Here is a 23,282-nt window from a genome sequence, read left to right on the forward strand (position 1 = left end):
CTCGTCAGGCTCATAACCTGAAGGCCGCAGGTTCAAATCCTGCCCCCGCAACCAAATCCCACATAGACCGCCATACACGCTGATACAAAAAGCCCGCCTCGTGCGGGCTTTTGGCGTATCTGCAAGTCCTCCTTCGTCGAACCGGTGCGTTGTCGAACTGCCGGAACAGACACTGGGACCGGAAGGCACGTCCTCCGCGGGATCAGAGTGGGCCGAACCCGATGCGGGCCGAATAACGGCCGTTGCCGTCACGATTTGTGCGTGGCATCTTCCCAGCGTGGAGGATGCCACGTCTCGCTTCGAGTCGTTGGATGACGGGTTTTCCATTTTTCGCTGTGTTAAGTCTGTCTTCTCAACGGAGGCTCGAATGAGTGTCGGCCTGATTGCCCTTTTTGATGATATCGCTGCACTGGCCAAGGTGGCTGCGGCCTCGCTTGACGATATTGCCGGCCAGGCAGCCAAGGCCGGCACGAAAGCGGCAGGTGTCGTCATCGATGATGCGGCTGTGACACCCCGTTACGTCACCGGATTTTCCGCAGCACGCGAATTGCCGATCATCGGCAAGATCGCTCTCGGCTCGCTGAAGAACAAGCTTCTGATCCTGCTTCCCGCGGCGCTTATCCTGAGCCTTGTCGCACCGCAGGCGATCACACCGCTGCTCATGATCGGCGGGCTTTTTCTCTGCTATGAGGGCGTGGAAAAGGTTTACGCACTCGTGCTACCGCATGCAGCGCACACCCATGAATCGGCACTCGAGGCTACGAGCCTCGATGCACAATCGCTCGAAGACGAGAAGGTTGCGGGTGCGATCAAGACGGATTTCATCCTGTCGGCCGAAATCATGGCGATTACGCTCGGTGCGTTGCCGTCAGGCAGCATAGTCACGCAGGCCTTCATCCTTGCGGTCGTCGGACTGGGTATAACGGTCATGGTCTATGGTGGCGTGGCGTTGATCGTGAAGGCTGATGATCTGGGGCTGATGCTGGCGCGTGTACAGACGCCGTCTCCGATGGGTTCCTTCTTGCGCGCGATCGGAAAAGGGCTTGTCACCGGCATGCCCTATTTTCTGAAAGTGCTCGGCATTATCGGAACGGCGGCCATGATCTGGGTCGGCGGCGGCATCATCGTTCACGGCCTCGAAACCTATGGTTTCGGCGGCCTTGCGCATCTCATCCATGATGTCGGGGAGGCGACCGCGCATGCCATTCCCGTTCTGGCGTCGGTGCTGCGCTGGGTCGTCGAGGCTACAGGAGCTGGCATCGTCGGTATTGTCGCGGGCCTGATTACAATTCCGGTCGCAGGCTACGCCATCTCGCCACTATGGCGGTACCTCAAATCGCTCCTGCCGCGCCGCCGGCGGAAAGAGGCACTGGCGGATGGGAAAAAAATGAACATAGCGGCCACCGACAGGCAGCAATGATTGACGATGCACGGCATCACTCGATGCAATTCCAGGCAAAGCGCGAGGCGCTTTTGCCGGGAATTGTGTAAAAACAAAAAGTTAGGGCGGTTCTGCGTTTCCGTGAAAAGCTGAAGCGCTCTAGGGCGTCATATCCAGCGGGGCGGAGACCGAATTTGCCTACTCGCCCTGTCGTAAGTTGCGAAGTCGGTCGAAAAGGACGGCGAGCACGATTGCTCCGCCGATGAAGCTTCCCTGCCAGAAGGCGTTGATGCCGAGCAAGCCGAGACTGTTGCGGATGATCTCGATGAGGGCGGCGCCGACCAAGGCTCCGAAGGCGGTGCCGACACCGCCGGCGAGATTGGCGCCGCCGATAACCGCGGCCGCGATGACTTGAAGTTCCATTCCGGCGCCGATGTTTGTGGTGACGGCGCCGAGCCAGCCGGTTTGAATGATGCCGGCAACGCCTGCCGACAGGGCGGAAATCATATAGACGATAACCTTGATCCTCGGCACTGGAACGCCCGTCAGTGTCGCCGCGTGCTCATTGCCGCCGATGGCAAAGACATAGCGGCCGAACTTGGTCCAGCGCAGCACGAAACCGGTGATGAGGGCCAGCACGACCATGTAAAGCACCGGATTGGCGATGCCGAAAAGCCAAGCGCCGCCACCCAGCGCCAGCAGCTTGTCGTGATCAGGCCCGAACTGGAAAACGACGGTGTTGTTGGATGCGACCATTGCAAGGCTGCGTGCAATAGACAACATGCCGAGCGTGACGACGAAAGGTGGGAAGCCGAGATAGGCAATCAATACGCCGTTGAAAGCTCCGACCAAAAGAGCTGTACCGATCGAGGCGGCGATGCCGACTTCAATGCTGTATCCCGCGTGCATGACGACCGCCAGCACCATGCTGCACAGGCAAAGCACGGAGCCGACGGACAAATCGATGCCGCCGGTGATGATGACCAGCGTCATACCAAGCGCGATAATTGCAACGAAAGTGACGTTGCGGGTGATGTTGTAGATGTTCTTCGCGGTCGCAAAGGAGTCCGTCGCCATCGACAGAAAAATGCAGGCGAGAATGACTGCAATGAGCACCCAGAAGGTCTGGCCGCTGAAGACCGATGCCAGCCAACTCCGTTGCTTCTGTCCGATCGTCTGGTCAAGTGTAATCGCCATCGTCGACCTTCTTTTTTCCTATTGCAGCGGATAGCATCGATCACACCTGTTCGATGGCGCCGGTGATCAATCCCGTCACTTCCTCCGGCGAACTTGCGGCAATCTGCTTGTCGGCCACTTTTCTGCCCCGCCGCATCACGATCACGCGGTCGGCGACCGAAAAGACGTCGGGCATGCGGTGGCTGATCAGGACAACGACAATGCCCCGGTCACGCAATTGGCGGATCAGGTTCAAAACCTCAGCCACCTGGCGCACGGAAATGGCTGCCGTCGGCTCGTCCATCAACACGATTTTCGCTTCCGACAACATCGTTCGGGCGATCGCCACCGCCTGTCGCTGGCCACCCGACATTTGCTTGACGAGATCGCGCGCCCGCGTCTCGGATTTGAGCTCGCGAAATATCTCGCCGGAGCGTTTGTACATGCTCTTGTAGTCGAGGATGCGAAAAGGCCCCACGCCGCGGCGCAATTCTCGTCCGAGAAACACGTTTGCTGCCGCCGTCAGATTGTTGCAGAGCGCCAGATCCTGGTGAACGATCTCGATGCCATGCTGGCGTGCTTCCTTCGGCCGATGAAGCACCAGATCGGCGCCGTCGAGGCGCATGGTTCCGTGGCTCGGGCGAAAGTTGCCGGCGATCATCTTCACCAATGTCGACTTGCCGGCGCCGTTGTCGCCCATCAGGCCGACAACCTGCCCCGCTTCAAGCGAAAACGAAATATCGTTGACAGCCTGGATGGCGCCGAAATGTTTGGAAATATTGGTGAGCTCAAGAACCGCCACCAGCCTTCTGGCCTCCCAAGACTTGCAGGCTATCCGTCGCGTGTCTTCGGCGCGAGGCTCCAGCGACTTCGCTTTTCCAATGTCCTCCCAGAAAAGCGATCAGAAACATTTACGCAAAACCTTGCCGCAGCGTCAACTATTGTCCGGTGTATTGGCCTTATTATCGCAAAAATCTGTTTTGTCAGACAAATATCGTTTGACGAGAGCGGCACGTGAATATTAGCTATCGGTGGGAGAGAGAGCATGCTGATCCTTGTGACCGGTGCGACGGGCAAGGTCGGGCGGCGCTTCATTGCTGGGCTGCTTGACGATCCGAGATTTTCCAAGGCCCGTATTCGCGCGCTTTGCCATAATCGGCTGTGCGATGAGTCCGACCGTGTCGAAGTCATCCGCGGCTCGATCGCCGATCGCGACATCGTGGCAGCGGCGCTCGACGACGTTACCCATGTCGTGCATCTCGCCACCTGCAAGGAAACGCCTGAAGACATCATGGATGTCACGGTCAAAGGTCTGTTTTGGCTGCTCGAAGAGTTCCGCACGAGCGTCACTGCACGCCAGTTCATCCTGATCGGGGGTGATGCGGGCGTGGGACATTTCCACTATCGCCACAATGGCCCGATCACCGAGAATACTCCCCACCGTGCTTATCCGGGAAGCTATGCGCTTTCCAAGGTTCTGGAAGAGGTGATGCTGGAGCAGTTCGGCATTCAGTACGGCCTCAATGGCTGTTGTCTGCGGGCGCCCTGGATCATGGAAAAGGACGATTTCAAATATTCGCTGTCTTTTGGCGACGATGTCTTTGGTGGCCCGGACTGGAAGACGCTGGTTCCGGAAGACGCGGCACGGCGCTACGCTGCTCTGGGGACGGTGCCACTGCTCCTTGATGCTGACGGACGACCGCTGAAACGCAATTTCGTGCATGTCGATGACCTCGTATCGGCCATATTGGCAGCGATCGACAACCCGCGGGCGGAGCGGCAACTCTTCAATATCTGCATGGATCGCCCTGTCGACTATGCGGACGTCGCCGCCTACCTCCAGCGCACGCGCAATCTCGGCTCTGTCGAGATACCAAGCCGCTTCCATTCCAATTGGATGGACAACAGCAAGGCGAAATACCTGCTGGACTGGCGGTCGGACTACGATCTCGAAATGCTTATCGACTCGGCATGGCAATACGAGCGTTCGAAGGAGGAGCCTCGCATCGTCTGGTATCCGGGTTGATTTCGTATGGCGGGCATGTCGTGCCCGTCTGTTTCAAGGGAGGAAACTATGAGGAAGGCATTACTACTGACAGCCGCAGTTCTAGCACTGACCGCCGGGCAGGCCCTGGCGAAGAAGCAACTGGTCATCGTCGTCAAGGGCCTCGACAATCCGTTCTTCGAAGCAATCAACCAGGGTTGCCAGAAATGGAACAAGGAGAACCCGACTGCGGAATACGAATGCTTCTACACCGGTCCGGCATCGACATCCGATGAGGCCGGCGAAGCGCAGATCGTTCAGGATATGTTGGGCAAGGCAGACACGGCTGCAATCGCAATTTCGCCGTCCAATGCAAAGCTCATCGCCCAGACCCTGAAAACCGCCAATCCAACGGTTCCGGTGATGACGCTCGATGCCGATCTTGCCGCCGAGGATGCAGCGTTGCGCAAGACCTATCTCGGCACGGACAACTATCTGATGGGCGCACGCATCGGCGAGTACATCAAGAAGGCTAAGCCGAAGGGCGGCAAGATCTGCACGATCGAAGGCAATCCGGGAGCAGACAATATTCTACGCCGGGCGCAAGGTATGCGCGACACGCTCACTGGCGAGAAGGGCTTGACCGCGCTGAAGGGCGAGGGCGGGTGGACGGAGGTCGCCGGCTGCCCGGTGTTCACCAATGACAATGGTGCCCAGGGTGTTCAGGCAATGACCGATATCCTCGCGGCCAATCCCGACCTGGACGCATTCGGCATTATGGGTGGCTGGCCATTGTTCGGCGCGCCGCAGCCCTATCGCGACCTGTTCAAACCGATGGCCGACAAGATCGCCAGCAACGATTTCGTCATTGGTGCGGCTGACACGATCGGCGACGAGGTTGCCATTGCGAGGGAAGGCCTGGTGACGGCGCTCGTCGGCCAGCGGCCGTTCGAGATGGGCTACAAGGCGCCTTCGGTGATGATGGATCTGATTGCCGGCAAGCCGGTCGAAGATCCGGTCTTCACCGGGCTCGACGAGTGCACCAAGGATACAGTCGATACCTGCATTCAAAAGTAGGTCCGCGGTTTGGCGGCACTCGGTTCAAGGGTGCCGCCGACTGCCCCACGAGAGACGGATCGAAAGGCCCGCAGGGCTTGACGCGCCCCGGATTCCGCGCTTTTTGGCGGCGTCAATCGCAGGCGACTTCCTCGTTATTACGATTGTTTTGAGAGTACATGCAGACAATCGAAAGATGCTGAGGCAGTAGAAATAAATGCCTGACAAGAAATCGGGAAAGCCGGCGGCTCCGGTCGAAGTGGTGACGGTTGACCGTTCGGCCACAAGGCGCCCAAATGCTCCCCGCATGACGGGGGCGAGCGTTCATGTGTCTTTGGCGGGAGAGATTGGGCTGCGAATCGTACGCGGCGACTATCCGCCGGGCACGATCCTGCCAAATGAGGCAAAATGGTCTGAAGTCTTTGAAGTCAGCCGATCGGCGGTGCGCGAAGCGATCAAGATGTTGATGGCCAAGGGCCTGCTTTCTTCTCGCCCGAAAATCGGCAGCTGGGTCGAACCCAAGGAGCGTTGGAACCTACTGGATCGAGATGTCTTGGGCTGGTATGCCGCGTCTCCCGATCGTGAAGCCTTTCTGAGGGCTGTGCAGGAACTCAGGCATATGATCGAGCCGGAAGCGACGGCACTGGCTGCGGAGCGGCGAACCGAGGAGCAAATGAATGCGATCAGTCAGGCCTTGCATGACATGGATCAGGCGACATCGCTTCAGCAGCGAACGGAATCCGATGCGCGATTTCATATCGCGATCCTACGCGCCTCCGGAAATGATCTGCTGGTGCCGCTCGGCGTACTGATCGAATCGGCGTTGAACCACCTCTTCGCCCACGTCACGCGAGAGGAAGACAATTTGCGCTATGCACTGAAGCTTCATGAAAATATTGAAAAAAACATCCGATTGCAGCGACCGAACATGGCGCGCAACGCCGTTCGCAAGGCGCTGGCAAATACCGACCAGATCATAGCACGTTGGTCGCGATAGAGGTGTGCATCCTGCCCGGCTGACGCCTTGCCGGCAACCTGATGCAGAGCCGTTCAAGCTCCTACGGTGCTTGGTGCCTACCCAAAACCTGCGGCTTGTGCTATTTTCTCAGGCTACCTTCGGGGGCTGAACCATGCGCGGGTTGCTTGCATCGGTGGGGTTGATTTTCACAGCGACAATGGCCGCTGCGGGGAGCCCCTTGTTCGATGCAGTCGCAACCGGAAACACCGCCGCCGTCGAACAGGTTTTGGCTGCGGGTACGGATGTCAACAGCCGGGCACGCGATCTGGCGACGCCTCTCATCAACGCCGCGCTCGGAGACCAGCTCGCCATCGCCGAATTGCTCATCGGCAAAGGTGCTGACGTCATGGCTCGGAATTCGGGCGGCTTTACGCCGCTTCATGCCGCGGCCTTTTCCGGCAGCTTGCCGATCAGCAAGCTGCTGCTTCACCACGGGGCGACGCTCGACGATGCGGCCAACAAAGCGGGTGTAACGCCGCTGATGGTCGCCGGTGAGGAAAACCACGTCGCTCTCGCCGCGTTTCTTCTCGCTGAGGGGGCTGACGTCGGTCATGCAGAGGTTCACGGCTACACGCCGATCACGCGTGCGGTCTGGAAGGGCAACATGGACATCGTGCGATTGTTCAAACGGCACGGCGCGTCGTGCCCACCGGCCAGCCGCCTCGGCGAAGAAGGTTACGCCAAGTGCATTGAAATCCACGATTGAATAGGAGGCGCAGATGTGTGCAGGGACCAGAAGCGGTGCGCGAGGAATTGGTCGCTCTGTGGCGGTGTTCCTTCTGGCTTTGGCAGCCGCCGGTGGATCGCAGGCTTTTGCCGACGACTCGGTCAATACGGGGTACTTCGGCGGCGTGGCAATCATGGGATACGATCCTGTCGCCTATTTCACCGAAGGCAAAGCCGTGAAAGGCTCCGAGGAATTCTCCCACGAATGGCTGGGGACGCCTTGGCTTTTCGCCAATGCCAAACACCGCGAAATGTTCATCAGCGAGCCGATCAAATATGCGCCTCAGTATGGCGGTTACTGCGCGGGCGAGGTGGCTCTCGGGTCGGTCACGGTAAATGTCGATCCAGAGGCGTTCAAGATCATCGACGGCAAGCTTTACCTGATCTACGACAAAGGATCGGCGGAGGGGTTTGCCGCGCATGTGGCTGAAGCAGTCCCGAAAGCCGACAGCAACTGGCCGAAGGTCGCAGCCGATCTCGAACGGGATCAGTATCACTGACCGCGGGTGGAGTGCGGCTATTTGACGGGCGAAAAATAGAAGACCTTGGTGGAGTTCACGTAAGCATAGCCGGTTTCAGCAGGCGAGTTTGCAGATCTGTAGACCGGGCCGCAATCGGCTCGTCCGAATGCATTTTCGCTCTGCTCGCAGAGCATGTCGCCATGGACGAAAACCGTCTCGGTGATCATCTGCGTCGCCGAGCGGAATGCAGCCTTTCCATCGCGTTCGATTTGCATGAGTGCAGGGCTTCCTGAGGGCTCAGTCTTGCCCCGCAGGAGTTTGCCCATGACGGCGCTTGTGATTTCGTCGTCGTGCAGCCGGTCCTGCTCGTCGCCCTTGAAAGCAAACGGCCATTCCGGCAGACCGGCCTCGCGCAGAGCATCGAGGATAAAGGCCAAATCCTGCTCGTTGCGGAAGTGGGCGTTGCTGATACGCCAGCCCGCCAGGGAATCGCGCCCTGCCACAAAGCGAAGTCCTTCGGTGACTGTCGCACGGGCGTCATCGAGGCGACCGGCACGGGCATAGGCCATCGCGAGCGGGGTAACGAAATCGCCATTTCCCGGAGAACCGTCTCGCGCGCGTTGGAAATTGTCGATGGCCTTTGCGTAGTCGCGCTGCAAATAAAAGACCAGGCCGGCCGTGTATCGGTTGATGGCGGAGAGGTTCGGATCGTGCCTGAGCGCCGTCTCGACGGCCGCGCCGGCTTCGGCATGATTGCCGGAGAACAATTGAACATATGCCAACGCCATATGCGCCTCGGCATCGGTAGACCCGAGCGACACTGCCTGCTGCGCCGAGGTGACAGCCTGCTCATAGCGGCGGTCCACGACCTGCATGACGGCAAGAACGGCGTAGGGCGATGAAAGAACCGGGTCGAGAGCCAGCGCGCGACTTGCTTTCTCGTAGACCCTTTTTCGGGCCAGCGCGCTCTGGAGAACATCGTCGTAGGCGCTTCGCCAGACATAAGCTGTCGCGCGCGCATCGGCCGCGAAGGCCTCTGCAAAACCGGGGTCGAGCGCTTCTGCTTTGTCAAAGAGGGCCAGTGCCTCCAGCAGCCGGGAACGGCGGCCGGTCCGCGTCGCCTGTTCGGCACGAAGGTAGTAGTCGTATGCTTCCAGATTGGCGGTCGGCGGACGGGTAATCCGCTCCGCCTCGGATCGGGTGAGCTTCAGGCCAAGCGCGCCGGCGATCTGCCGACTGAGCTCGTTTTGCACAGCCATCACATCCGCCGCGCCGCGGTTAAACCGGTTGGCCCACAGGTGATCGCCGCTTGCGGTATCGATCAGTTGCGCATTGACGCGGATTTGGTCGCCTATCCGCTGCACGCTGCCCTCGACGACAAAGCGCACGCCGAGATCGCGTTCGATGTCGGCCAAGACCAAGGGCTTGCCTTTGTATGCAAACACCGAATTATGACCGATGACGTCAAGGTCCGAAAGCATGGCCAGATCGGCAATCAGGCTGTCGGTCATGCCATCGGTGAAATAATCCTGGCCGGGATCTTTGCTCAGATTTGCGAAAGGAAGCACCGCGACGGATGGACGTTGCTGCACGAACGGCCATTGCCATACGACGACAATCGCAGCGGTCGCGATCAGCAGCGCTGCAAGCGTCGCCAGGATAATCGCACGGCGGCGCGGCCGAGGGGAGGCGACGACCTTGCCTGCCTCAGCGGGATCTAACAGGACACGATAGACGCGAACCGGATCGGCTATGTTCTTCAGTTGCTGCTCTCCGAGAGCGGAGAAGCCGACATCAGCCTTGTGTACGGTGTGATCGAATGCGGTGCCGGATATGCAAATTCCGCCGGGCTGAGCAAGACTCTCCAGCCGTGCGGCTATGTTGACGCCGTCTCCGTGAATGTCCTCTCCTTCGACGATGACATCGCCGAGATTGACGCCGATGCGGAAAAGCATCCGCTGCTCGGGCCGCAGGGCTGCATTGCGTTCCGCCTTTTGTTGCTGGATCTTGACGGCGCAGCGCAAGGCATCCACCACGCTTTGGAACTCAACCAGGATTCCGTCGCCCATGGTCTTGATCAGGCGGCCGTGATGCGTGGCGATCTTCGGTTCGAAGAGTTCGTGGAGGTCGGAGTGGAAGCGGATACGCGTTCCCTCTTCGTCGATTTCGCTCAGACGGCTGTAACCGACCACATCTGCAATCAGGACTGCTGCAAGACGGCGCTCCATACCAGCTCTTCCTGGGTGTCAGATCCCCGACCGATATCTTACAGCAGGTGCCGAGCCGTTGCCATGACAGTCGCCCAAAGTGCATCAAGCTTGCCGGCGACATGCCTCGCGAAACCATCTGCGTGAAATGAGTTGCCGGGACATCGGTCCGAGCCGCAGTTCCTGTCAGCTTTGGCCAGTATCCGGGACCACCAGGCCCGCCTTGCGGAGGCCTTCAACACGGCGGCTAAAGTCCTCGGGGTTTCGGAATGGAAGGACGCGGCGGCGGCGCTCGACGGAGAAATTGGGATTGATCTGGAGCGCTTTTTCCCAGGCCTGTCTGCTCTCTTCCGGCCGGCCGAGGTGGCCGTAACATGACGCGAGCAGGGCATAGGCCGTTTCAGATTGGGCGTTTTGCTGGAGCCGCTGCTCGATCGCGGCAATCGCCTGCTCATATTCGCCGAGAGAAAAGTGCGCATCGGCGAGAAATTGGAAAAGAACTTCCGGATGGTGCGGGTCGAGCCGCATCGATTCATTCAGTGTCTCGAGAGCGCCTGTGGGATCGCCGGAAAATATCTGGATATGGGCCATCAGCATCAGGAGGTCGGCGGAGTTGGGAGAAAGCGTGAGGCCCTGCAACACTTCTGCGCGCGCCCGGTCCAGTTCCCGGTTCCACATGCAAGCCATGCCCAGCGCGAAGTGGCCATTCGGCTGTTCCTCGGCCATCTCGACTGCCTGCTGCGCGAGATCCAGTCCGATCCGCAGCGAAGCCTCCGGATCGTTGCTCCACGCGTTGATGTAGTCGAGCACATGCGTGAAGGAAATCAGTGCCTGGGCGGCCGCATAATCCGGATCGATAGCGAGGGCGTCGGCCGCCAGGCTGCGGGCGGCTATATTTCCGGTTCGGGTGTGGGCCGACGCCTGCTCGCGGCCGCGCAATAGGAGCTCATATGCGCCGATATCGACTGCGCGTCCTTGGACTAACCGATCCTGGTCGCCATGCGTGAGGTTCAGCTTCAGCGCCGCCACGATCTCCTGGGTGAGCTCATCCTGAACCGCAAAAATATCCGTAAGCTCGCGGTCGAAACGGCTGGCCCAGATATGCCCGCCATTGCTGGCGTCGATCAATTGGGCAGTGACACGCACGCGGTTGCCAGCCTTGCGCACGCTGCCTTCCAGGACATAGCGGACGCCGAGCGCCCTGGCCATCTCAGGCACGGAGGCTGTGACGTTCTTGTAGACGAAGGAAGAGTTGCGGGCGATCACGTGCAATTCTGACAGCTTCGAAAGGTCGGTAATGATGTCCTCGCTGATGCCGTCGGAGAAATATTCCTGCTCGGCGTCGCCGCTCATGTTGTTGAACGCCAATACGGCGATGGAGGGCTTATCGGAAACGGCCGTAGCCGGAGGCATTTTCATTGCCGGCTGGACTTGTCGTGCCGTGTTCGACAGCGGTCCGACTTGGAGAGAATAGACCTGCATCGGCTCAGCGATATTCTTCAGCTGGATCTGACCGAGATCGGTCACGGCAAGATCAAGCCGCGCTTTCACCTGGCGGTAGGCATCCTCGGAAAGACAGATGGCGCCGGGCTTGGCAATTCCCTCCAGCCGCGCGGCGATATTGACGCCGTCGCCCATCAAGTCGCCATCGCTTTCCTCGACCACATCCCCCAGGTGGATCCCGACCCGGAACTCGATGCGATGCTCGGGCGACACGCCGATATTGCGCTCGACCATGGCGGTCTGCACTTCGATCGCGCAGCGCACGGCGTCCACGACGCTGCGAAACTCAATCAGGCTTCCATCCCCGGTACGCTTGACCACACGGCCATTGTGCACGGCGATGGTTGGATCGACCAGATCGCTGCGCAGAGTTCTCAGCCGCGCCAGAATGCGATCCTCGTCCGCACCGGCGAGACGGCTGTAGCCGACCACATCCGCGACCAGGATCGCCGCCAGTTTTCGCGTCACGCTCGTAGCCTCAGTTCCTCGTCGGACCAAAATAACACAGTGTGACCGGCGACGTCGCCAAATCCCGATTGCTTTCGCTGAGAGGCGGCCCGGCTAGTCTCCGTTTTTCAGAGAGAAGGCAAGGACGTAGTCGCCGGCGTCCTTCGAATATGGTGCACCGCCGACCGATATCAGGACATATTGCTTGCCTGTTTTCGGCGAAACATAGGTCATGGGCGTCGCGCTCGAGCCGACCGGCAGGGGATATTTCCAAAGCTCGGTACCGTTCTCGGCATCATAGGCGCGGATATAATAGTCCTGGAAGCCGGCGAAGAAAACGACACCGCCGGCGGTCACCGAAGTGCCGGCATAGCTCGGCAAGCCCATCGGCATAGGCAAACGGGTTTTGATCTTGAACGGCCCGAGTTCCTCGGCGGTCCCCGCCGGAACCTGCCAGGCGATCTTGCGGGTACTCAGATCCACCGCCGTGACGGTGCCGAAGGGCGGCTGCGTGCAGGGAACGCGGAGCCTCGAGGTCCACATTTCGGTGGCCATGCCATAGGGCGTACCGCGCTGCGGGGCGGAGGGGCCGTGCGCGGTCGTGGTGAGGGCAAAATCGACATACTCCGCGCGCGGGATGAGCGCGAAGAGGCTCGGCACGCGGATATCGTTCATGAAGGCGCGGTTGTTGGGCAGATCGACCGATACGCTTCCCCAATTGAGGCCACCCAGATTTCCCGGCTGCTGGATCGCATATTGGGTACCGATCGGGGTGAAATCGCCATCGTAGCGCATCTTTCGGAAGGCGATGCGGCATGCCAGCTGATCGAACATCGTCAGGCCCCAGGCCGTCTGCTCGCTCACGCGTTCCGCGCCAATGGTCGGCATGCCGACAGAATAGGGCTGCGTCGGAGACAGTTTCTCTTCCGGCGCGCCGCCTTGCTGCGGCACCGGCTTCTCCTGGACTTCGGCAAGGGGCAGGCCGGTCTGACGGTTGAGCAGGAAAAGCTGCCCACGTTTGGTGGTCTGCAGGAGAGCGGGCACGGTGGCGCCGTTGCCGTCAGGCAAGTCGATCAGGACCGGTTGGGCCGGCAGGTCATAGTCCCAGATGTCGTGATGCACAGTCTGAAACTTCCATTTCTCCCGCCCGGTCGTCACATCGAGCGCCACCAATGTCGCGTTGTATTGGTCGGCGAAGGCCGGACGATTGACGCCGTAATAATCCGGGGTGGTATTGCCGAGCGGCGCATAGATGAGACCGAGCTTGTCGTCGAATGCGGCCGTCGTCCACATATTGGGTGTGGCCCGCGTATAGGTCTGGCCCTCCGGTGGGAGTTTGGTGATCTCAGGATTGCCGAGATCCCATGCCCATTCGAGCTCGCCGGTGACAACGTTGAATGCGCGGATGACGCCCGAGGGTTCGCCGACCTCCTGATTGTCGGTGACCCAGCCCCCGACGACGATCAGATTGCGGGCAATCAGCGGCGCCGATGTCTGGAAGTAATAGCCTGTCTTGACTTCGCCCATGCCCTGGGAGAGCTGCACGGTGCCATTGTCTCCGAAGCCCGTGCAGGGGGCGCCGGTCTTGCTGTCGATCTCCAGCAGACGGGCATCAATCGTTGTCTGCACCAGGCGCTCGTTGCAAAGACCGTCGGCGGATTGCGCGTCCTGCGGCATCTTATAGTAACCGAGACCACGGCAGCGCTGCCAGTAAGGCGCGGTCGCCTTGGGATCGAAGGTCCAGCGCGGTTTGCCGGTATCGGCATCGAGCGCTGCGATCACATCCGTCGGCGTGCAGGTGTAGACCGTGTCGCCGATCTGCAGAGGCGTGTTCTGATCGGCGCCGTCGCTTTTTCCGGTGCGATATGTCCAGGCAAGATCGAGCTTGGAGACATTGCCGCGGTTGATCTGATCGAAGGGCGAGTAACGATCTCCCGCCGTGGTGCGGCCATAGGAGGTCCAATCGGAGGGAGAATTGTCGCCCTTGGTCGCCTTGTAGGCGGTGATGTCGGCGGAAGGGCGGATGACGCCATGCGGCGTGAAAGCAAGGCTAAAACCGGCAACGAACAGGATCGCCGTGACCAGGGCGCCGCCATGGTAGAGCTTCCGGTTGGCGGTCGGCGAGAGCGATGGCGCAAAGAGAAGCGCAAAACCCGCCAGCGCGATCGGAGACATCAAGCGCGCAAAAAGTGCCCAAAAATTGAGACCCGATTCCCATAGCGCCCAGGGAAGACTGAAGATGGCAACAAGCAGGACGATGAGGCCGCCGGACGTCTTGCGGCGCCAGAGCAGAAACGCGGCAACCAGATAGGCAAGCCCTACGATCGCATAATAGGGCGAGCCGCCGAGGCTGAGCAGCAAGGCGCCGCCTCCTATCAGCCCCAATCCGATCAGGGCGAGAACAATACAGAACAGGGTGGCTAGAAATTTCATAGTCTCCTCATCCAATCTGCTGCCCGATCGCCTGGATCCCCACTCCGACCGTCGCATGGCGCCCCGGGAAGCGCGGGGCCATTGGATTGGCGGTCGGATACGTATCTTCGGGAGAGCGGTGCTCTCTCGTTCAATTTTTACTTGATGTAGCTGTGGTCACTGACACGCCGCCCCGATCCGGCAATGATGCCGCCGCCGCTCCTGCGGCAACGGCTTGCCATTCCAAATCGAGTCAATACTTCTGAAAGGGGCACAGATGTTTCTCGGCGAAAAGCTTGATCTAGCGAACGGGCGACCGACAGGATTCGATTATATGCGATTACTGTTAGCCTTTTCAGTGCTTTGGATACATACGGCCCGCGTCACGTACGGCGATGACCTCTTTCTTTGGGAGTCACCCTTCCGTCCCGTCATCAAGTCAGTGCTGCCCATGTTCTTTGTCCTGAGCGGGTTCCTGGTGGCTGGCAGTCTTGAACGATCGAAGACATTGATCTCCTTTCTCGGGAATCGGTTTATCCGGATCTACCCTGCTCTTGCGGTAGAGGTGTTGCTGGCTGCCTTTATACTCGGAGCGATCTATACGGAGTATGACCTGCGTGACTATTTCACCGATCCTCAGTTCTTTACTTATCTGCTGAATGTCACCGGGCACATTCACTTCAATCTTCCCGGCGTATTCCTGGACAATCCTGATGCTGCGATGGTGAACGGGCAACTCTGGACGGTGCCCTTCGAGCTTGAGTGTTATGCTGCGATCGCCGCCCTGTTTCTGCTCGGCGTGGTCAGGCGGCGCGTGATCGCCCTGATCGCAACGCCGGCCTTGATCATAGCCTTTGGTATCGCAAGATATTGGAAGCATGAAAGCGACTGGGCCACCATGCCCACGACCGCATCGGGCAATCTGCTTATTTGTGCATTTCTGGTGGGGGTGACCTTCTATCTCTACAAGGACAGGGTTCGCTGGGATATCCGGATTTTCCTCGCCTCCGTGGCAGTCATCCTGTGGGCCTACTGGTTCACCTCTTTCGGAGACTTCATTGCCATCCCGGCAATCGGATATGTCACGGTTTTCCTCGGTCTGACCTCGCCCCGAAAGCTTGGTGTTCTGCGCGGGGCCGACTATTCCTATGGCGTCTTCCTCTACGGCTACCCGATCCAGCAGGCCTTCGTCGCGCTCGGGCCCTGGGCGCATAACTGGTGGCTGAACGGCATCGTCTGCAGCATCATTGCCACCTGCTTTGCCGCTTTCTCGTGGAGATTCATCGAAAAGCCGGCGTTGAAATTGAGGAAACAAGTCACCTGGCTTGAAAATCTCAGGCTCCAGCGCGGCACGAAACGACAATTGGCCGGGGCGGTCTCGAAATAGAGTTCTGGATGCCGGCTTGGAGGCGGGCAATTCCGGAACAGGCTCAATCCAGAAAACAACTCAATAGGGCTCGCCATCACCGCGAGCCTTGTTTCTTTGATGCTGGCTGAGCGCCACAGACGAAAATCCGGGCCGTTTGCAAGGGCCTGGTTTGCAGCAGGCTTGCTGCACGATCACTGCCATGTCGACGTACCTACACCGATAAACGCGGCCCGGATTTGGCGCGCATATCCGCTCATGCGTAAGCCTATGTTCAGACTGATCTTTTCGGTTGGACGAGGTAACGTCGTGGTTAGATCTATGACTGTATTAATCATCCAGCTGCCCAACTTTTCCAGCTATCGTATCCGATGGTTTCTTGGTTTTTTGGGGAGTGATCGGCCCTTCTGGATGAATAGTTGAATATTCTCCAGCGTTGTTCAATCGATCTGTTGGGCGGCTATTAGCAATATTTTAACGGTAATAGATAAAATACTTTGATCGAACTTCGTTTCGACTTTGGGTTTTGTCATGTCATTGAGGGGCTGACGGTGGCTTGAAGAAGGTGAAGAGAGGAGCAGAATAATGCTGAAGAGCACGCTCATCGTGATTGCCGTCTCCTTCGCCGCCGGAGCGACCATTCGCGCCTGGGCCTTCGCATTCTTTGCATTTCTGCTGGTCGCGGCTTTGAGCGTCGTGATCCTGCTAAAAGGTTCCTCCTTGACGGAGGCAATCGCTTCCGGCCTCCAAGTGCTTGTATTGATGGAGATATGCTATCTTGCGGGTCTCTTCGCTTTCTCGTTGGGGGGGCACATTCAGAAGCGCCGGAAAAAGACCTCCATCGCCGACCGCTCCCATGCGACCGGCAAGCGTCCTCATGGATGGTGACATGACCGAGGCGGCAGGAAGCTCGGCTGTGCTATGGACGCAAACCCGCTGAGCACTTTTGCTGGAATTGCTTAGGAGTCCACCCTGGGCAGTAAGGCGTGCCGGGAAAGCAGGGCCGAGAGTGTTTTTGCGATGATCACGAAATCCAGCGCGAGCGTCCATTTGGACAAATACTCGACGTCGAGGGAAACTCTGTTCTGATGGCTGGCGTCGTTGCGTCCGTTGATCTGCCAGTGGCCGATCAAGCCGGGACGGACGGCCATATAGGCAGAGGCATGTTCGCCGTAACGCGGCAGCTCTTCCTTGGTAATGGCGTGGGGCCCGACGAGGCTCATTTGACCCAGCAACACGTTGATCAATTGCGGGAGCTTGTCGAGGCTCGATCGTCTGACGATAGCGCCGACGACAGTGACATGTGCCTTGGCCGTTGCGTCGGCGCGTGTCGTGCGAAACTCGAGGCAGCCAAACTCTTTTCCCTTATAACCGATCCGCGGATGGGAATTGAAAATGGGTCCCCAATCACTTAGCGTTATGATGGCTGCTACGGACAGAAGAAACGGTGACAAAAGGAATAAGAGACCTGTCGCAATGATGATGTCCAATGCGCGTTTCAGAAGTCTGCTGATCGTATGGGATTGTGACGAATTGAATGGACGCCTTTCCTGCCGCGCCCTGGCGAAATCCCGCCAAGGTTCGGTTGGGTTGCGCCCATGATTTTTTCCCGCCATCCGTGTCTCCGTTAGGCGAATCCCAGAAATCACAGTCAAAAGCTTGTTTGAGTGCAAGTTTGGTGTCTGTGACCGAAGTCATAACCGTGGATAAATTCTTTATCATGTGAAGAATTTCTTGTGAATAGTTAAAGAAGTATTTTTTTGGAAAAATATACATCTGTGATGTTGTAAATATTTATTCCAGGTAAAAATATTATTATTATATTGTTGGCCTATTCTAACGGCGCGCAATTGTTTCGAATTGTATAAAAATTATCCAACAGCTTCAAAAGTGTGCTTTTGACAGAATTAAATATGGATTTTATGATATATAAATGTGAGGATTCGTCAGAATTATGTATAGTTTTAGAACGTAAATTTTATATTATTATTATTTGACTTTCTAACTTAACGCATTACGAATGTCGTTGACGACAATAAATCAATTAGTCTGCTTGGAGTTGCGCGTATGGACGGTGCGATTAGCATCAAAGACAGCAGGATTGAAGGAGGCGCGGCGCGAATAAGCGAAACGGTTACTTGCGGTCCTGTAGGTATTGTTTACGGCGGCCGGCCGGATTTGGATCACGAGTTTCCGTTTTGCCGCTCAAGTGTTCGAAAATTTCGTCGCGGTGAGGTTATTGCCGGCGCCGGTGTCGTCATCGACATGTTTGCCCGCGTGCAGCGCGGAATGGTGAGTGCAAGCACCCCGCTTGCCGATGGACGCGAGTTCATCGTGGAAATCATTCCGAAAGGCGGCTTGATCGGCGAATTGGAGGTGTTGCGCAAACAGTCTCTCAGCCTGGAATATCGGGCCACGGCGGACTGCGAACTGCATTACTTCGACGGCCGCTTGCTGCGGGACTGGTGTGCGAATGATCCGCAATTTCAGGTGAAGATCCTGTCGAAGGCACTGGCGCGTGTTTCAGAACTCGAACTGCGGATTATTTCCAACGCCGGGTCGAGTTTAAGGCAGAGACTGGCCCGGACGCTGCTGCGTCTTTCTGCCTTGTACAACGTCGATACGCAGAATAGCGGCAATGAGCTCATTATCTCCCAACACGACCTGGCCGCGACGCTGCCGGCGTCGCGTGAGAAGGTCAACCAATGTCTGCGCCGTTTGCGCGAGAGCAAGGTGGTTGACGGGACACAGGGCAAAATCCGCATTCTCAATCGGAAGGCGCTTGAGGCTTATGCCGAGGGGGCAGTGTCTCTCGCTTGAGGCACCGCCGCGATAAACAAAAAACGGAGCAGCAGAAAGCCTCGACAGAACCCGCCACCGGCGGGTTCTGTGTTTGATGCGGTGGGCGTTGATAAATCGGAGCAAGCAGGGCCGAAAGATCGGCCTGGCGGTTTGCCTTCATGCACATCGTCGCAAACCACTGCGGATTTTGCGCGGCCTGCTTTAGAGCATTTCCGTTTTTCTCCGAATCACGGAAATGCTCTATCTCTTTGTTTTCACGCAATTCCGGACGCAAAACCGCTACGCACTTTTGCTGGAATTGCTCTAGACTTCGCTCTCGCAAGCATGTCTCCAGTATTGCCAACCTTCACCCTGGATCAGCCCGTGATCGGACAGGTCCTTCCAGCTTCTGTAGGTGCCCGTATCCTCACAGACGAAGTCATCCATGTCCTTGCTCGAAGAGTATACGGTATATTCTTCCGTATGTTGGGACAGGTGCGCCGCATCGGCAACCTTGTGCACGAAGGTCGACAGGAACTTGAAATGCAGAAGAGCGCCGGACACGCCGAGCGCTCCGCGCATGTCGCCCAGATTTAGGGAGAGCGGCCAGACCTGGTGCGATGATTTCAGAAACAGACGTTCACCCTTGATATAGACGAGTGGTATCTTATTGAGCGCGGGGCCGTCCCAGAGCCGGTCGTGGAAATAGACGCGCCCGCGGACGCCGCCCTTGATCCATATCGTCCCGTTGCGTTTGTCGAAATGTGCGACATAGCCGGATCGGTCGAAGAGATTGCAGACCTCGAGCGGATTGCGACCGGGTTCGCATATGTTTTCGAGAACGGGATGCGGGCTGTACATGTCGATCATGACCGAGCGGAGCGAGTGGCCGCCCATGGATTCGATATAGGTGGTCAATTGATCGATCGGTCGTGTGTCGCAATGCGGATAGACCAGAAACTCGTCCGCATCGACATAGAGGACCCATTTCTCCCGGCAGTGGCGGTTGATTACTTCGTTGATCCAGTCGTTTCCGAATCTCGCCGCCTTGTAGGAGCCATGAGCCGAAAGAAGGGACACATCGTCGAAGCTGGACAGCAACTCGGCCGTACCGTCGGACGAGCCGTTGTCGATGCAGATGAAGTGCTCGAAGCCGAGATCGCGATAATACTGCAGGAAGAATGCCAGCCGGTGTCCCTCGTCGCGGATGACGCAGATGACGACATGACGCGCCTGCTTGAGCCCGTCGCGCAGCAGGTCGTAACGAACCTGCCGAGCCTTGAGCGTCCGGCGCAGGCGAGCTTTTAGGTAATGCGAGATACTGGCGGCGGAAGCCCTATAACTCATATTCTGTCCTGAACACTATCCATTCTGGGTGAATGGATGAATACTTGCGCATCCGCCTGCAATCCACGGCTCGACCGGCAATCCCGACATCCGTCACGCGGACAATCCTCAGGTCTGACCAACAACACATCATCATACGGCGTAGTCGCCGCCGACCAGCAGGCTCTGGACGCGCGGATGGGGTCCGTTTTTCTCGATTGCGTGTTCGATGCGCGCTCGTATCGACCGGTATTTATACAGCATCTTACGGTCGAAGCTTATTCCGCGATACAGCGCGTTGTAAATCGGATGTGCTTTGCGCAGGTCGACGTAGACTTGGCTTTCCTTGTCGGTCCATGGAAAGAAGGTGCCATGCCACGGCTTCGGATGCGCCATGTAATGGACGATCGACAGGGAGGACATGTTTACCAGATGAAGGAACTGTTTGGGGAAGTTCCAGCGGTTCGATACGAGGATAAGCGATGAACCGCAGACATAATTCAATGCGCCTTGATCATGTTTACCCTCGCAGGCCTCGGGGTTTTTAGCAAAAAGCTCAAGCGCCTCCTGCCCGATCCAACCGTTGCGGTGGAATTTCAGCACCCCTGCATTGAAATAGTAGCTGCTCTTTCCAGTGTCGAGGAAGTCATGGATCGCGGTATAGTCGCGCGCCGCGAAAAACCTGCCCTCGGGCACAGTGGCATTTTCGAGCCGACTGAGATCGCTGACGATCTGGGTATCTCCATCGAGATAGATGATCTGGGTATAGTTGGTAGGCAGGATCTCGCAAAGGACCAGCTTGGCCATGGTGCTGACGCTGATGCGTCCCTGGAAATGCGAACTGTCGAGCCTGCCGAGCGAATCCCGCAGCGCGTCGGTCGCATCGATCAAGTCGACCCGGCTCGTTGCCAGCAGGGCTTTCAGCTCCTCGAAATTATTGAGATGTTCCGACATGAGGACGCAGACATCTGTCGCGGGGCTTGCAAATTTGCGAGCCTGAAGTGCGGAGAGAATGGTTGGAAATGAATACTCGACATCCGTGACGTAGACGACGCACTGATTGTTCATGTCATCACCCTTCCGATTGTGCGCAATACGAATGAATCGGCATTGAGTTGCCCGTCGAGGGAACGATTGAGAATTGAGCCGACGGGTCTGTCATATGAAGGCCCTGTTCGGTATATATAGCCGGTGTTCAGCGCCGCGGAGCTGAACGGGTGTCTGGCCGCCGGCGGTTTTTATGTGTTTCATTGTTGAGATATTCGCCATGAAGAGTGCCTTGCCTGTAAAAAGGCTGTGTTTCGACATCGTGTTTCGCGGTACGACGGTCGGTACCGGGACCGTTGTCGGAAAGCAGAGGGAAGGGGAATTGTCATGCTGATCACCGCAGTCGTGGCAGCGGTGATATCGATAGCTGCCGGAGCTTCCATCCGTGCCTGGGCTTTCGCAATTTTCGCCTTCCTCGTGGCAATCGGCTTCGGCAGCGTGGTTTTCACCGACGGCTCCTCCATGATCGCCGCCATCCTCTCCGCTATTGCCATCCTCGCACTCATGGAAGTCGGCTACTTGGCAGGCGTGTTCGTTTCGGGGTTTGTGCGGCGTAGTGCCAGGCAGCGGCAAAACAATTCCGTCGCAGATAACGTCGCGGCCACCAGAGAGCGCCAGCAGAGCTGATTTTGACATAGAATCCGCAGAATAGCCTTCTGGGGACGGTTTTGCGCGATCGCGTTCGGCCGACGAATTGCTATTACCGGCAATGTTTGAAAGATGCGGCGCGGCCGGCCGATTCCGAACCGGCGCGGGCATGCCGATGGCTCGACGAGACCATCTCGCGCCATGGCGAAACTGCAAGGCGGGCGTCATCGCGTTGAAAACATCGGCGCTCTCATCTGAGATGTCGATGTCTCCAGTGGGGTCCGGTTGGCAAGCGATCGGGTCGCCTGTCGTGGCGAGATATTGGTTGTCGCCAGGCAGCCGGCCGCCAGGCCCGCCGTGGTGCTGAACAGCAAGCCGAGATCGGTACCGCTTCCTGATATCGATGCCGAGGCGACCTGGGCTATCGATGCCATAATTGCGGCGTTTCCGATCGCGTGCGTTTCCCGATCGCCTGATATGTGCCGGCCGGACGCCCTCACAAGGCTGTACAGGAAGGTGGCGAAGAGCAGAGTGCCGGTCAAACCGACATTAGAGAGCAGGGCTGCGATAAAACTCGAAGCTCGAACCGTGCCGAGCCCGGCGCCGAAGGTAGCGGTGTCGACGAATGCGATCAATGCCAGCGTATTCCAGGCGGTCCGCTCTTCGCCGGATTGCGATTGGAGCTTGTCCGATAAGGTGGTGTTCACAAGGCCGGCGATGGAATCCCACGCGTCGGGGACAAGGCTGAGTGCGACGATGGCGCAGGGGATCAAGAACAGCGTGATCACCAGGAGTGTGACATGCGCAGTCGTAGCCGGGCCCCCGATCAGCCGTTTCAGGCAGAACAGCACGAACATGCAGACGACGAAGATGCCCGCGATATAGGCGGTCGTCGACGTGCAGAGGACGATCGTCGGGCCGATGAAAAGCGTTGCAAGTCCCGCCATTCGGCTTTGAACACGCTCCAGCCAGAGCATGAGCGTGAAGGAAAAATAGGCCAGTGCGACCGCGCCATACATGCTTGCTTCGGGAAAGGGTCCGACAATGCGCTTGAAGCCGCTGATCGTCTCGGCCGTATGCATCGTATAATTTGCGTTCCTGATGACATCGAGCAGGTAGGACTGGCCGGTCAGGAAGGTTCCGATATCAATCAACGCCAGGGCAAAACAGACGATTGACGCCACGATCAACTGCTGTGCGATGAAACGGGCATATCCAAGTCTCGCAAGCCCCGAAACGGCGGCAAAGCAGGCGAGGTCGCCGAGCAGATAGACAGACTGGCTGAGATTGGACGAACCCGGCGCCAGCGGCGCGGCTACCGTCGACATCATGCCCGATGCGTCTCGTGCCGAGGAATAGACGAGGGTTGCGCCGGCAAAAATGCGGGGCAAGAAGAAAGACGATGCCACGGAAAACAGGATGTAGGTGGCAAACCAGAAGCCGGGGCCTGGATAGGCGAGGCTGGTCAGTATGGCCTGCGTTTGAGCCGGGCGCAGCAGGGCGGCCGCAACGAGAAAGAGCACCAGAAGATGGCTCGGCTGGATGCTGCTGCCGCCGAGCGCCGGCAATTGGAGCGCCGCTGCGGCGCCCAAGAGCGTCGACAGGCAGAGGGTCGCTATAGAAAAACGCGCACCGTTGACCATGGTGAGCAGGCCAAGCAGCAGAATGAGGAAGCCGATCGGTTCTATCGACATGCTTCAGATCCCGATCCGGAGGACGAACAGCCAAGGCATCGGGTTTGCCGAAAACCGGTATCCGGCTTTCGGCGCGATGCTTGAGGCGAAAGCCGCCTGTTGTCATCGA

The 23,282-nt window shown here is 58.1% G+C and carries 19 protein-coding genes; 10 read left to right on the forward strand and 9 right to left on the reverse strand.

What is annotated here, in order from left to right:
- Window positions 1–367 precede the first annotated feature (367 nt).
- Complete coding sequence (locus tag ACMUVN_RS25235) at window positions 368–1,420, forward strand: DUF808 domain-containing protein (protein WP_063474352.1); 1,053 nt, start codon at window positions 368–370, stop codon at window positions 1,418–1,420.
- Window positions 1,421–1,579: 159 nt separating this feature from the next.
- On the opposite strand, the gene ACMUVN_RS25240 is transcribed toward ACMUVN_RS25235, so the two are convergent.
- Both ACMUVN_RS25240 and ACMUVN_RS25245 read right to left on the reverse strand, forming a co-directional pair.
- Window positions 1,580–2,578 (reverse strand): ABC transporter permease, encoded by a 999-nt coding sequence (locus ACMUVN_RS25240; protein WP_025570480.1) that lies wholly within the window; start codon window positions 2,576–2,578, stop codon window positions 1,580–1,582.
- A 40-nt stretch (window positions 2,579–2,618) separates the two neighbouring features.
- A complete protein-coding gene (locus tag ACMUVN_RS25245) occupies window positions 2,619–3,359 on the reverse strand; it encodes an ATP-binding cassette domain-containing protein (RefSeq protein WP_025570478.1) in 741 nt (246 codons plus the stop codon).
- 243 nt (window positions 3,360–3,602) lie between these two features.
- Between ACMUVN_RS25245 and ACMUVN_RS25250 the strand changes: the two genes are divergently transcribed.
- The 5 genes from ACMUVN_RS25250 (at window position 3,603) to ACMUVN_RS25270 (ending at window position 7,841) form a co-directional block, all read left to right on the forward strand.
- The gene (locus ACMUVN_RS25250) at window positions 3,603–4,583 is read left to right on the forward strand and encodes an NAD-dependent epimerase/dehydratase family protein (RefSeq protein WP_414815608.1); all 981 of its coding nucleotides are present in this window, start codon (window positions 3,603–3,605) and stop codon (window positions 4,581–4,583) included.
- 48 nt (window positions 4,584–4,631) lie between these two features.
- Window positions 4,632–5,618 carry a substrate-binding domain-containing protein gene (locus ACMUVN_RS25255; RefSeq protein ID WP_063474355.1) on the forward strand — a complete coding sequence of 329 codons (987 nt, stop codon included), beginning with the start codon at window positions 4,632–4,634 and terminating at the stop codon, window positions 5,616–5,618.
- A gap of 196 nt (window positions 5,619–5,814) precedes the next feature.
- Window positions 5,815–6,594: a FadR/GntR family transcriptional regulator gene (locus ACMUVN_RS25260; RefSeq protein WP_025570473.1), complete on the forward strand. Its 780-nt coding sequence runs from the start codon at window positions 5,815–5,817 to the stop codon at window positions 6,592–6,594.
- A 133-nt stretch (window positions 6,595–6,727) separates the two neighbouring features.
- Window positions 6,728–7,321, forward strand: coding sequence for an ankyrin repeat domain-containing protein (locus ACMUVN_RS25265; RefSeq protein WP_127431339.1), 594 nt, complete (start codon window positions 6,728–6,730; stop codon window positions 7,319–7,321).
- A 13-nt stretch (window positions 7,322–7,334) separates the two neighbouring features.
- Entirely contained in the window at window positions 7,335–7,841 is a 507-nt protein-coding gene (locus ACMUVN_RS25270; RefSeq protein WP_088930330.1) for a YHS domain-containing (seleno)protein, read from the forward strand.
- Between the two features lie 17 nt (window positions 7,842–7,858).
- Here ACMUVN_RS25270 and ACMUVN_RS25275 read toward each other — a convergent pair whose 3' ends face one another.
- The 3 genes from ACMUVN_RS25275 to ACMUVN_RS25285 all read right to left on the reverse strand — a co-directional run bounded on the left by ACMUVN_RS25275 (window position 7,859) and on the right by ACMUVN_RS25285 (window position 14,392).
- Entirely contained in the window at window positions 7,859–10,030 is a 2,172-nt protein-coding gene (locus ACMUVN_RS25275) for an adenylate/guanylate cyclase domain-containing protein (RefSeq protein ID WP_414815609.1), read from the reverse strand.
- Window positions 10,031–10,195: 165 nt separating this feature from the next.
- Window positions 10,196–11,980: a tetratricopeptide repeat protein gene (locus ACMUVN_RS25280; protein WP_414815610.1), complete on the reverse strand. Its 1,785-nt coding sequence runs from the start codon at window positions 11,978–11,980 to the stop codon at window positions 10,196–10,198.
- Window positions 11,981–12,073: 93 nt separating this feature from the next.
- On the reverse strand, window positions 12,074–14,392 hold the full coding sequence (locus tag ACMUVN_RS25285) for a membrane-bound PQQ-dependent dehydrogenase, glucose/quinate/shikimate family (protein WP_414815611.1): 2,319 nt from the start codon (window positions 14,390–14,392) through the stop codon (window positions 12,074–12,076).
- A 256-nt stretch (window positions 14,393–14,648) separates the two neighbouring features.
- Between ACMUVN_RS25285 and ACMUVN_RS25290 the strand changes: the two genes are divergently transcribed.
- Both ACMUVN_RS25290 and ACMUVN_RS25295 read left to right on the forward strand, forming a co-directional pair.
- Window positions 14,649–15,758 (forward strand): acyltransferase family protein, encoded by a 1,110-nt coding sequence (locus tag ACMUVN_RS25290; RefSeq protein WP_025570058.1) that lies wholly within the window; start codon window positions 14,649–14,651, stop codon window positions 15,756–15,758.
- Between the two features lie 564 nt (window positions 15,759–16,322).
- Window positions 16,323–16,625 carry a hypothetical protein gene (locus tag ACMUVN_RS25295; RefSeq protein ID WP_028756340.1) on the forward strand — a complete coding sequence of 101 codons (303 nt, stop codon included), beginning with the start codon at window positions 16,323–16,325 and terminating at the stop codon, window positions 16,623–16,625.
- A 71-nt stretch (window positions 16,626–16,696) separates the two neighbouring features.
- Here the strand turns inward: ACMUVN_RS25295 and ACMUVN_RS25300 are convergent, their stop codons facing one another.
- Window positions 16,697–17,353, reverse strand: a complete 657-nt coding sequence (locus tag ACMUVN_RS25300) for a sugar transferase (protein ID WP_097631161.1) — start codon at window positions 17,351–17,353, stop codon at window positions 16,697–16,699.
- Window positions 17,354–17,804: 451 nt separating this feature from the next.
- Here ACMUVN_RS25300 and ACMUVN_RS25305 point away from each other — a divergent pair, with 451 nt between their 5' ends.
- Window positions 17,805–18,557: a Crp/Fnr family transcriptional regulator gene (locus ACMUVN_RS25305; protein ID WP_025570053.1), complete on the forward strand. Its 753-nt coding sequence runs from the start codon at window positions 17,805–17,807 to the stop codon at window positions 18,555–18,557.
- Between the two features lie 285 nt (window positions 18,558–18,842).
- Here the strand turns inward: ACMUVN_RS25305 and ACMUVN_RS25310 are convergent, their stop codons facing one another.
- A complete protein-coding gene (locus ACMUVN_RS25310) occupies window positions 18,843–19,865 on the reverse strand; it encodes a glycosyltransferase family 2 protein (RefSeq protein WP_025570051.1) in 1,023 nt (340 codons plus the stop codon).
- Between the two features lie 132 nt (window positions 19,866–19,997).
- Window positions 19,998–20,912, reverse strand: a complete 915-nt coding sequence (locus ACMUVN_RS25315) for a glycosyltransferase family 8 protein (RefSeq protein WP_025570050.1) — start codon at window positions 20,910–20,912, stop codon at window positions 19,998–20,000.
- A gap of 306 nt (window positions 20,913–21,218) precedes the next feature.
- Between ACMUVN_RS25315 and ACMUVN_RS25320 the strand changes: the two genes are divergently transcribed.
- Window positions 21,219–21,518, forward strand: a complete 300-nt coding sequence (locus ACMUVN_RS25320; protein WP_025570048.1) for a hypothetical protein — start codon at window positions 21,219–21,221, stop codon at window positions 21,516–21,518.
- A 185-nt stretch (window positions 21,519–21,703) separates the two neighbouring features.
- Here the strand turns inward: ACMUVN_RS25320 and ACMUVN_RS25325 are convergent, their stop codons facing one another.
- A complete protein-coding gene (locus ACMUVN_RS25325; RefSeq protein WP_414815612.1) occupies window positions 21,704–23,173 on the reverse strand; it encodes a hypothetical protein in 1,470 nt (489 codons plus the stop codon).
- Window positions 23,174–23,282: the final 109 nt, after the last annotated feature.

Source organism: Rhizobium sp. IY2, assembly GCF_047532935.1.
In the GTDB taxonomy this organism is placed as follows: Bacteria; Pseudomonadota; Alphaproteobacteria; order Rhizobiales; family Rhizobiaceae; genus Rhizobium; species Rhizobium anhuiense.

Bases quoted from the DNA above. Each gene is read 5' to 3' on its own strand.
- ACMUVN_RS25270 (WP_088930330.1), top strand. From the start codon at position 7,335: ATGTGTGCAGGGACCAGAAGCGGTGCGCGAGGAATTGGTCGCTCTGTG.
- ACMUVN_RS25300 (WP_097631161.1), bottom strand. From the start codon at position 17,353: ATGGCGGGAAAAAATCATGGGCGCAACCCAACCGAACCTTGGCGGGAT.
- ACMUVN_RS25295 (WP_028756340.1), top strand. From the start codon at position 16,323: ATGCTGAAGAGCACGCTCATCGTGATTGCCGTCTCCTTCGCCGCCGGA.
- ACMUVN_RS25260 (WP_025570473.1), top strand. From the start codon at position 5,815: ATGCCTGACAAGAAATCGGGAAAGCCGGCGGCTCCGGTCGAAGTGGTG.
- ACMUVN_RS25275 (WP_414815609.1), bottom strand. From the start codon at position 10,030: ATGGAGCGCCGTCTTGCAGCAGTCCTGATTGCAGATGTGGTCGGTTAC.
- ACMUVN_RS25325 (WP_414815612.1), bottom strand. From the start codon at position 23,173: ATGTCGATAGAACCGATCGGCTTCCTCATTCTGCTGCTTGGCCTGCTC.
- ACMUVN_RS25305 (WP_025570053.1), top strand. From the start codon at position 17,805: ATGGACGGTGCGATTAGCATCAAAGACAGCAGGATTGAAGGAGGCGCG.
- ACMUVN_RS25235 (WP_063474352.1), top strand. From the start codon at position 368: ATGAGTGTCGGCCTGATTGCCCTTTTTGATGATATCGCTGCACTGGCC.
- ACMUVN_RS25290 (WP_025570058.1), top strand. From the start codon at position 14,649: ATGTTTCTCGGCGAAAAGCTTGATCTAGCGAACGGGCGACCGACAGGA.
- ACMUVN_RS25285 (WP_414815611.1), bottom strand. From the start codon at position 14,392: ATGAAATTTCTAGCCACCCTGTTCTGTATTGTTCTCGCCCTGATCGGA.
- ACMUVN_RS25310 (WP_025570051.1), bottom strand. From the start codon at position 19,865: ATGAGTTATAGGGCTTCCGCCGCCAGTATCTCGCATTACCTAAAAGCT.
- ACMUVN_RS25255 (WP_063474355.1), top strand. From the start codon at position 4,632: ATGAGGAAGGCATTACTACTGACAGCCGCAGTTCTAGCACTGACCGCC.
- ACMUVN_RS25320 (WP_025570048.1), top strand. From the start codon at position 21,219: ATGCTGATCACCGCAGTCGTGGCAGCGGTGATATCGATAGCTGCCGGA.
- ACMUVN_RS25315 (WP_025570050.1), bottom strand. From the start codon at position 20,912: ATGAACAATCAGTGCGTCGTCTACGTCACGGATGTCGAGTATTCATTT.
- ACMUVN_RS25240 (WP_025570480.1), bottom strand. From the start codon at position 2,578: ATGGCGATTACACTTGACCAGACGATCGGACAGAAGCAACGGAGTTGG.
- ACMUVN_RS25265 (WP_127431339.1), top strand. From the start codon at position 6,728: ATGCGCGGGTTGCTTGCATCGGTGGGGTTGATTTTCACAGCGACAATG.
- ACMUVN_RS25250 (WP_414815608.1), top strand. From the start codon at position 3,603: ATGCTGATCCTTGTGACCGGTGCGACGGGCAAGGTCGGGCGGCGCTTC.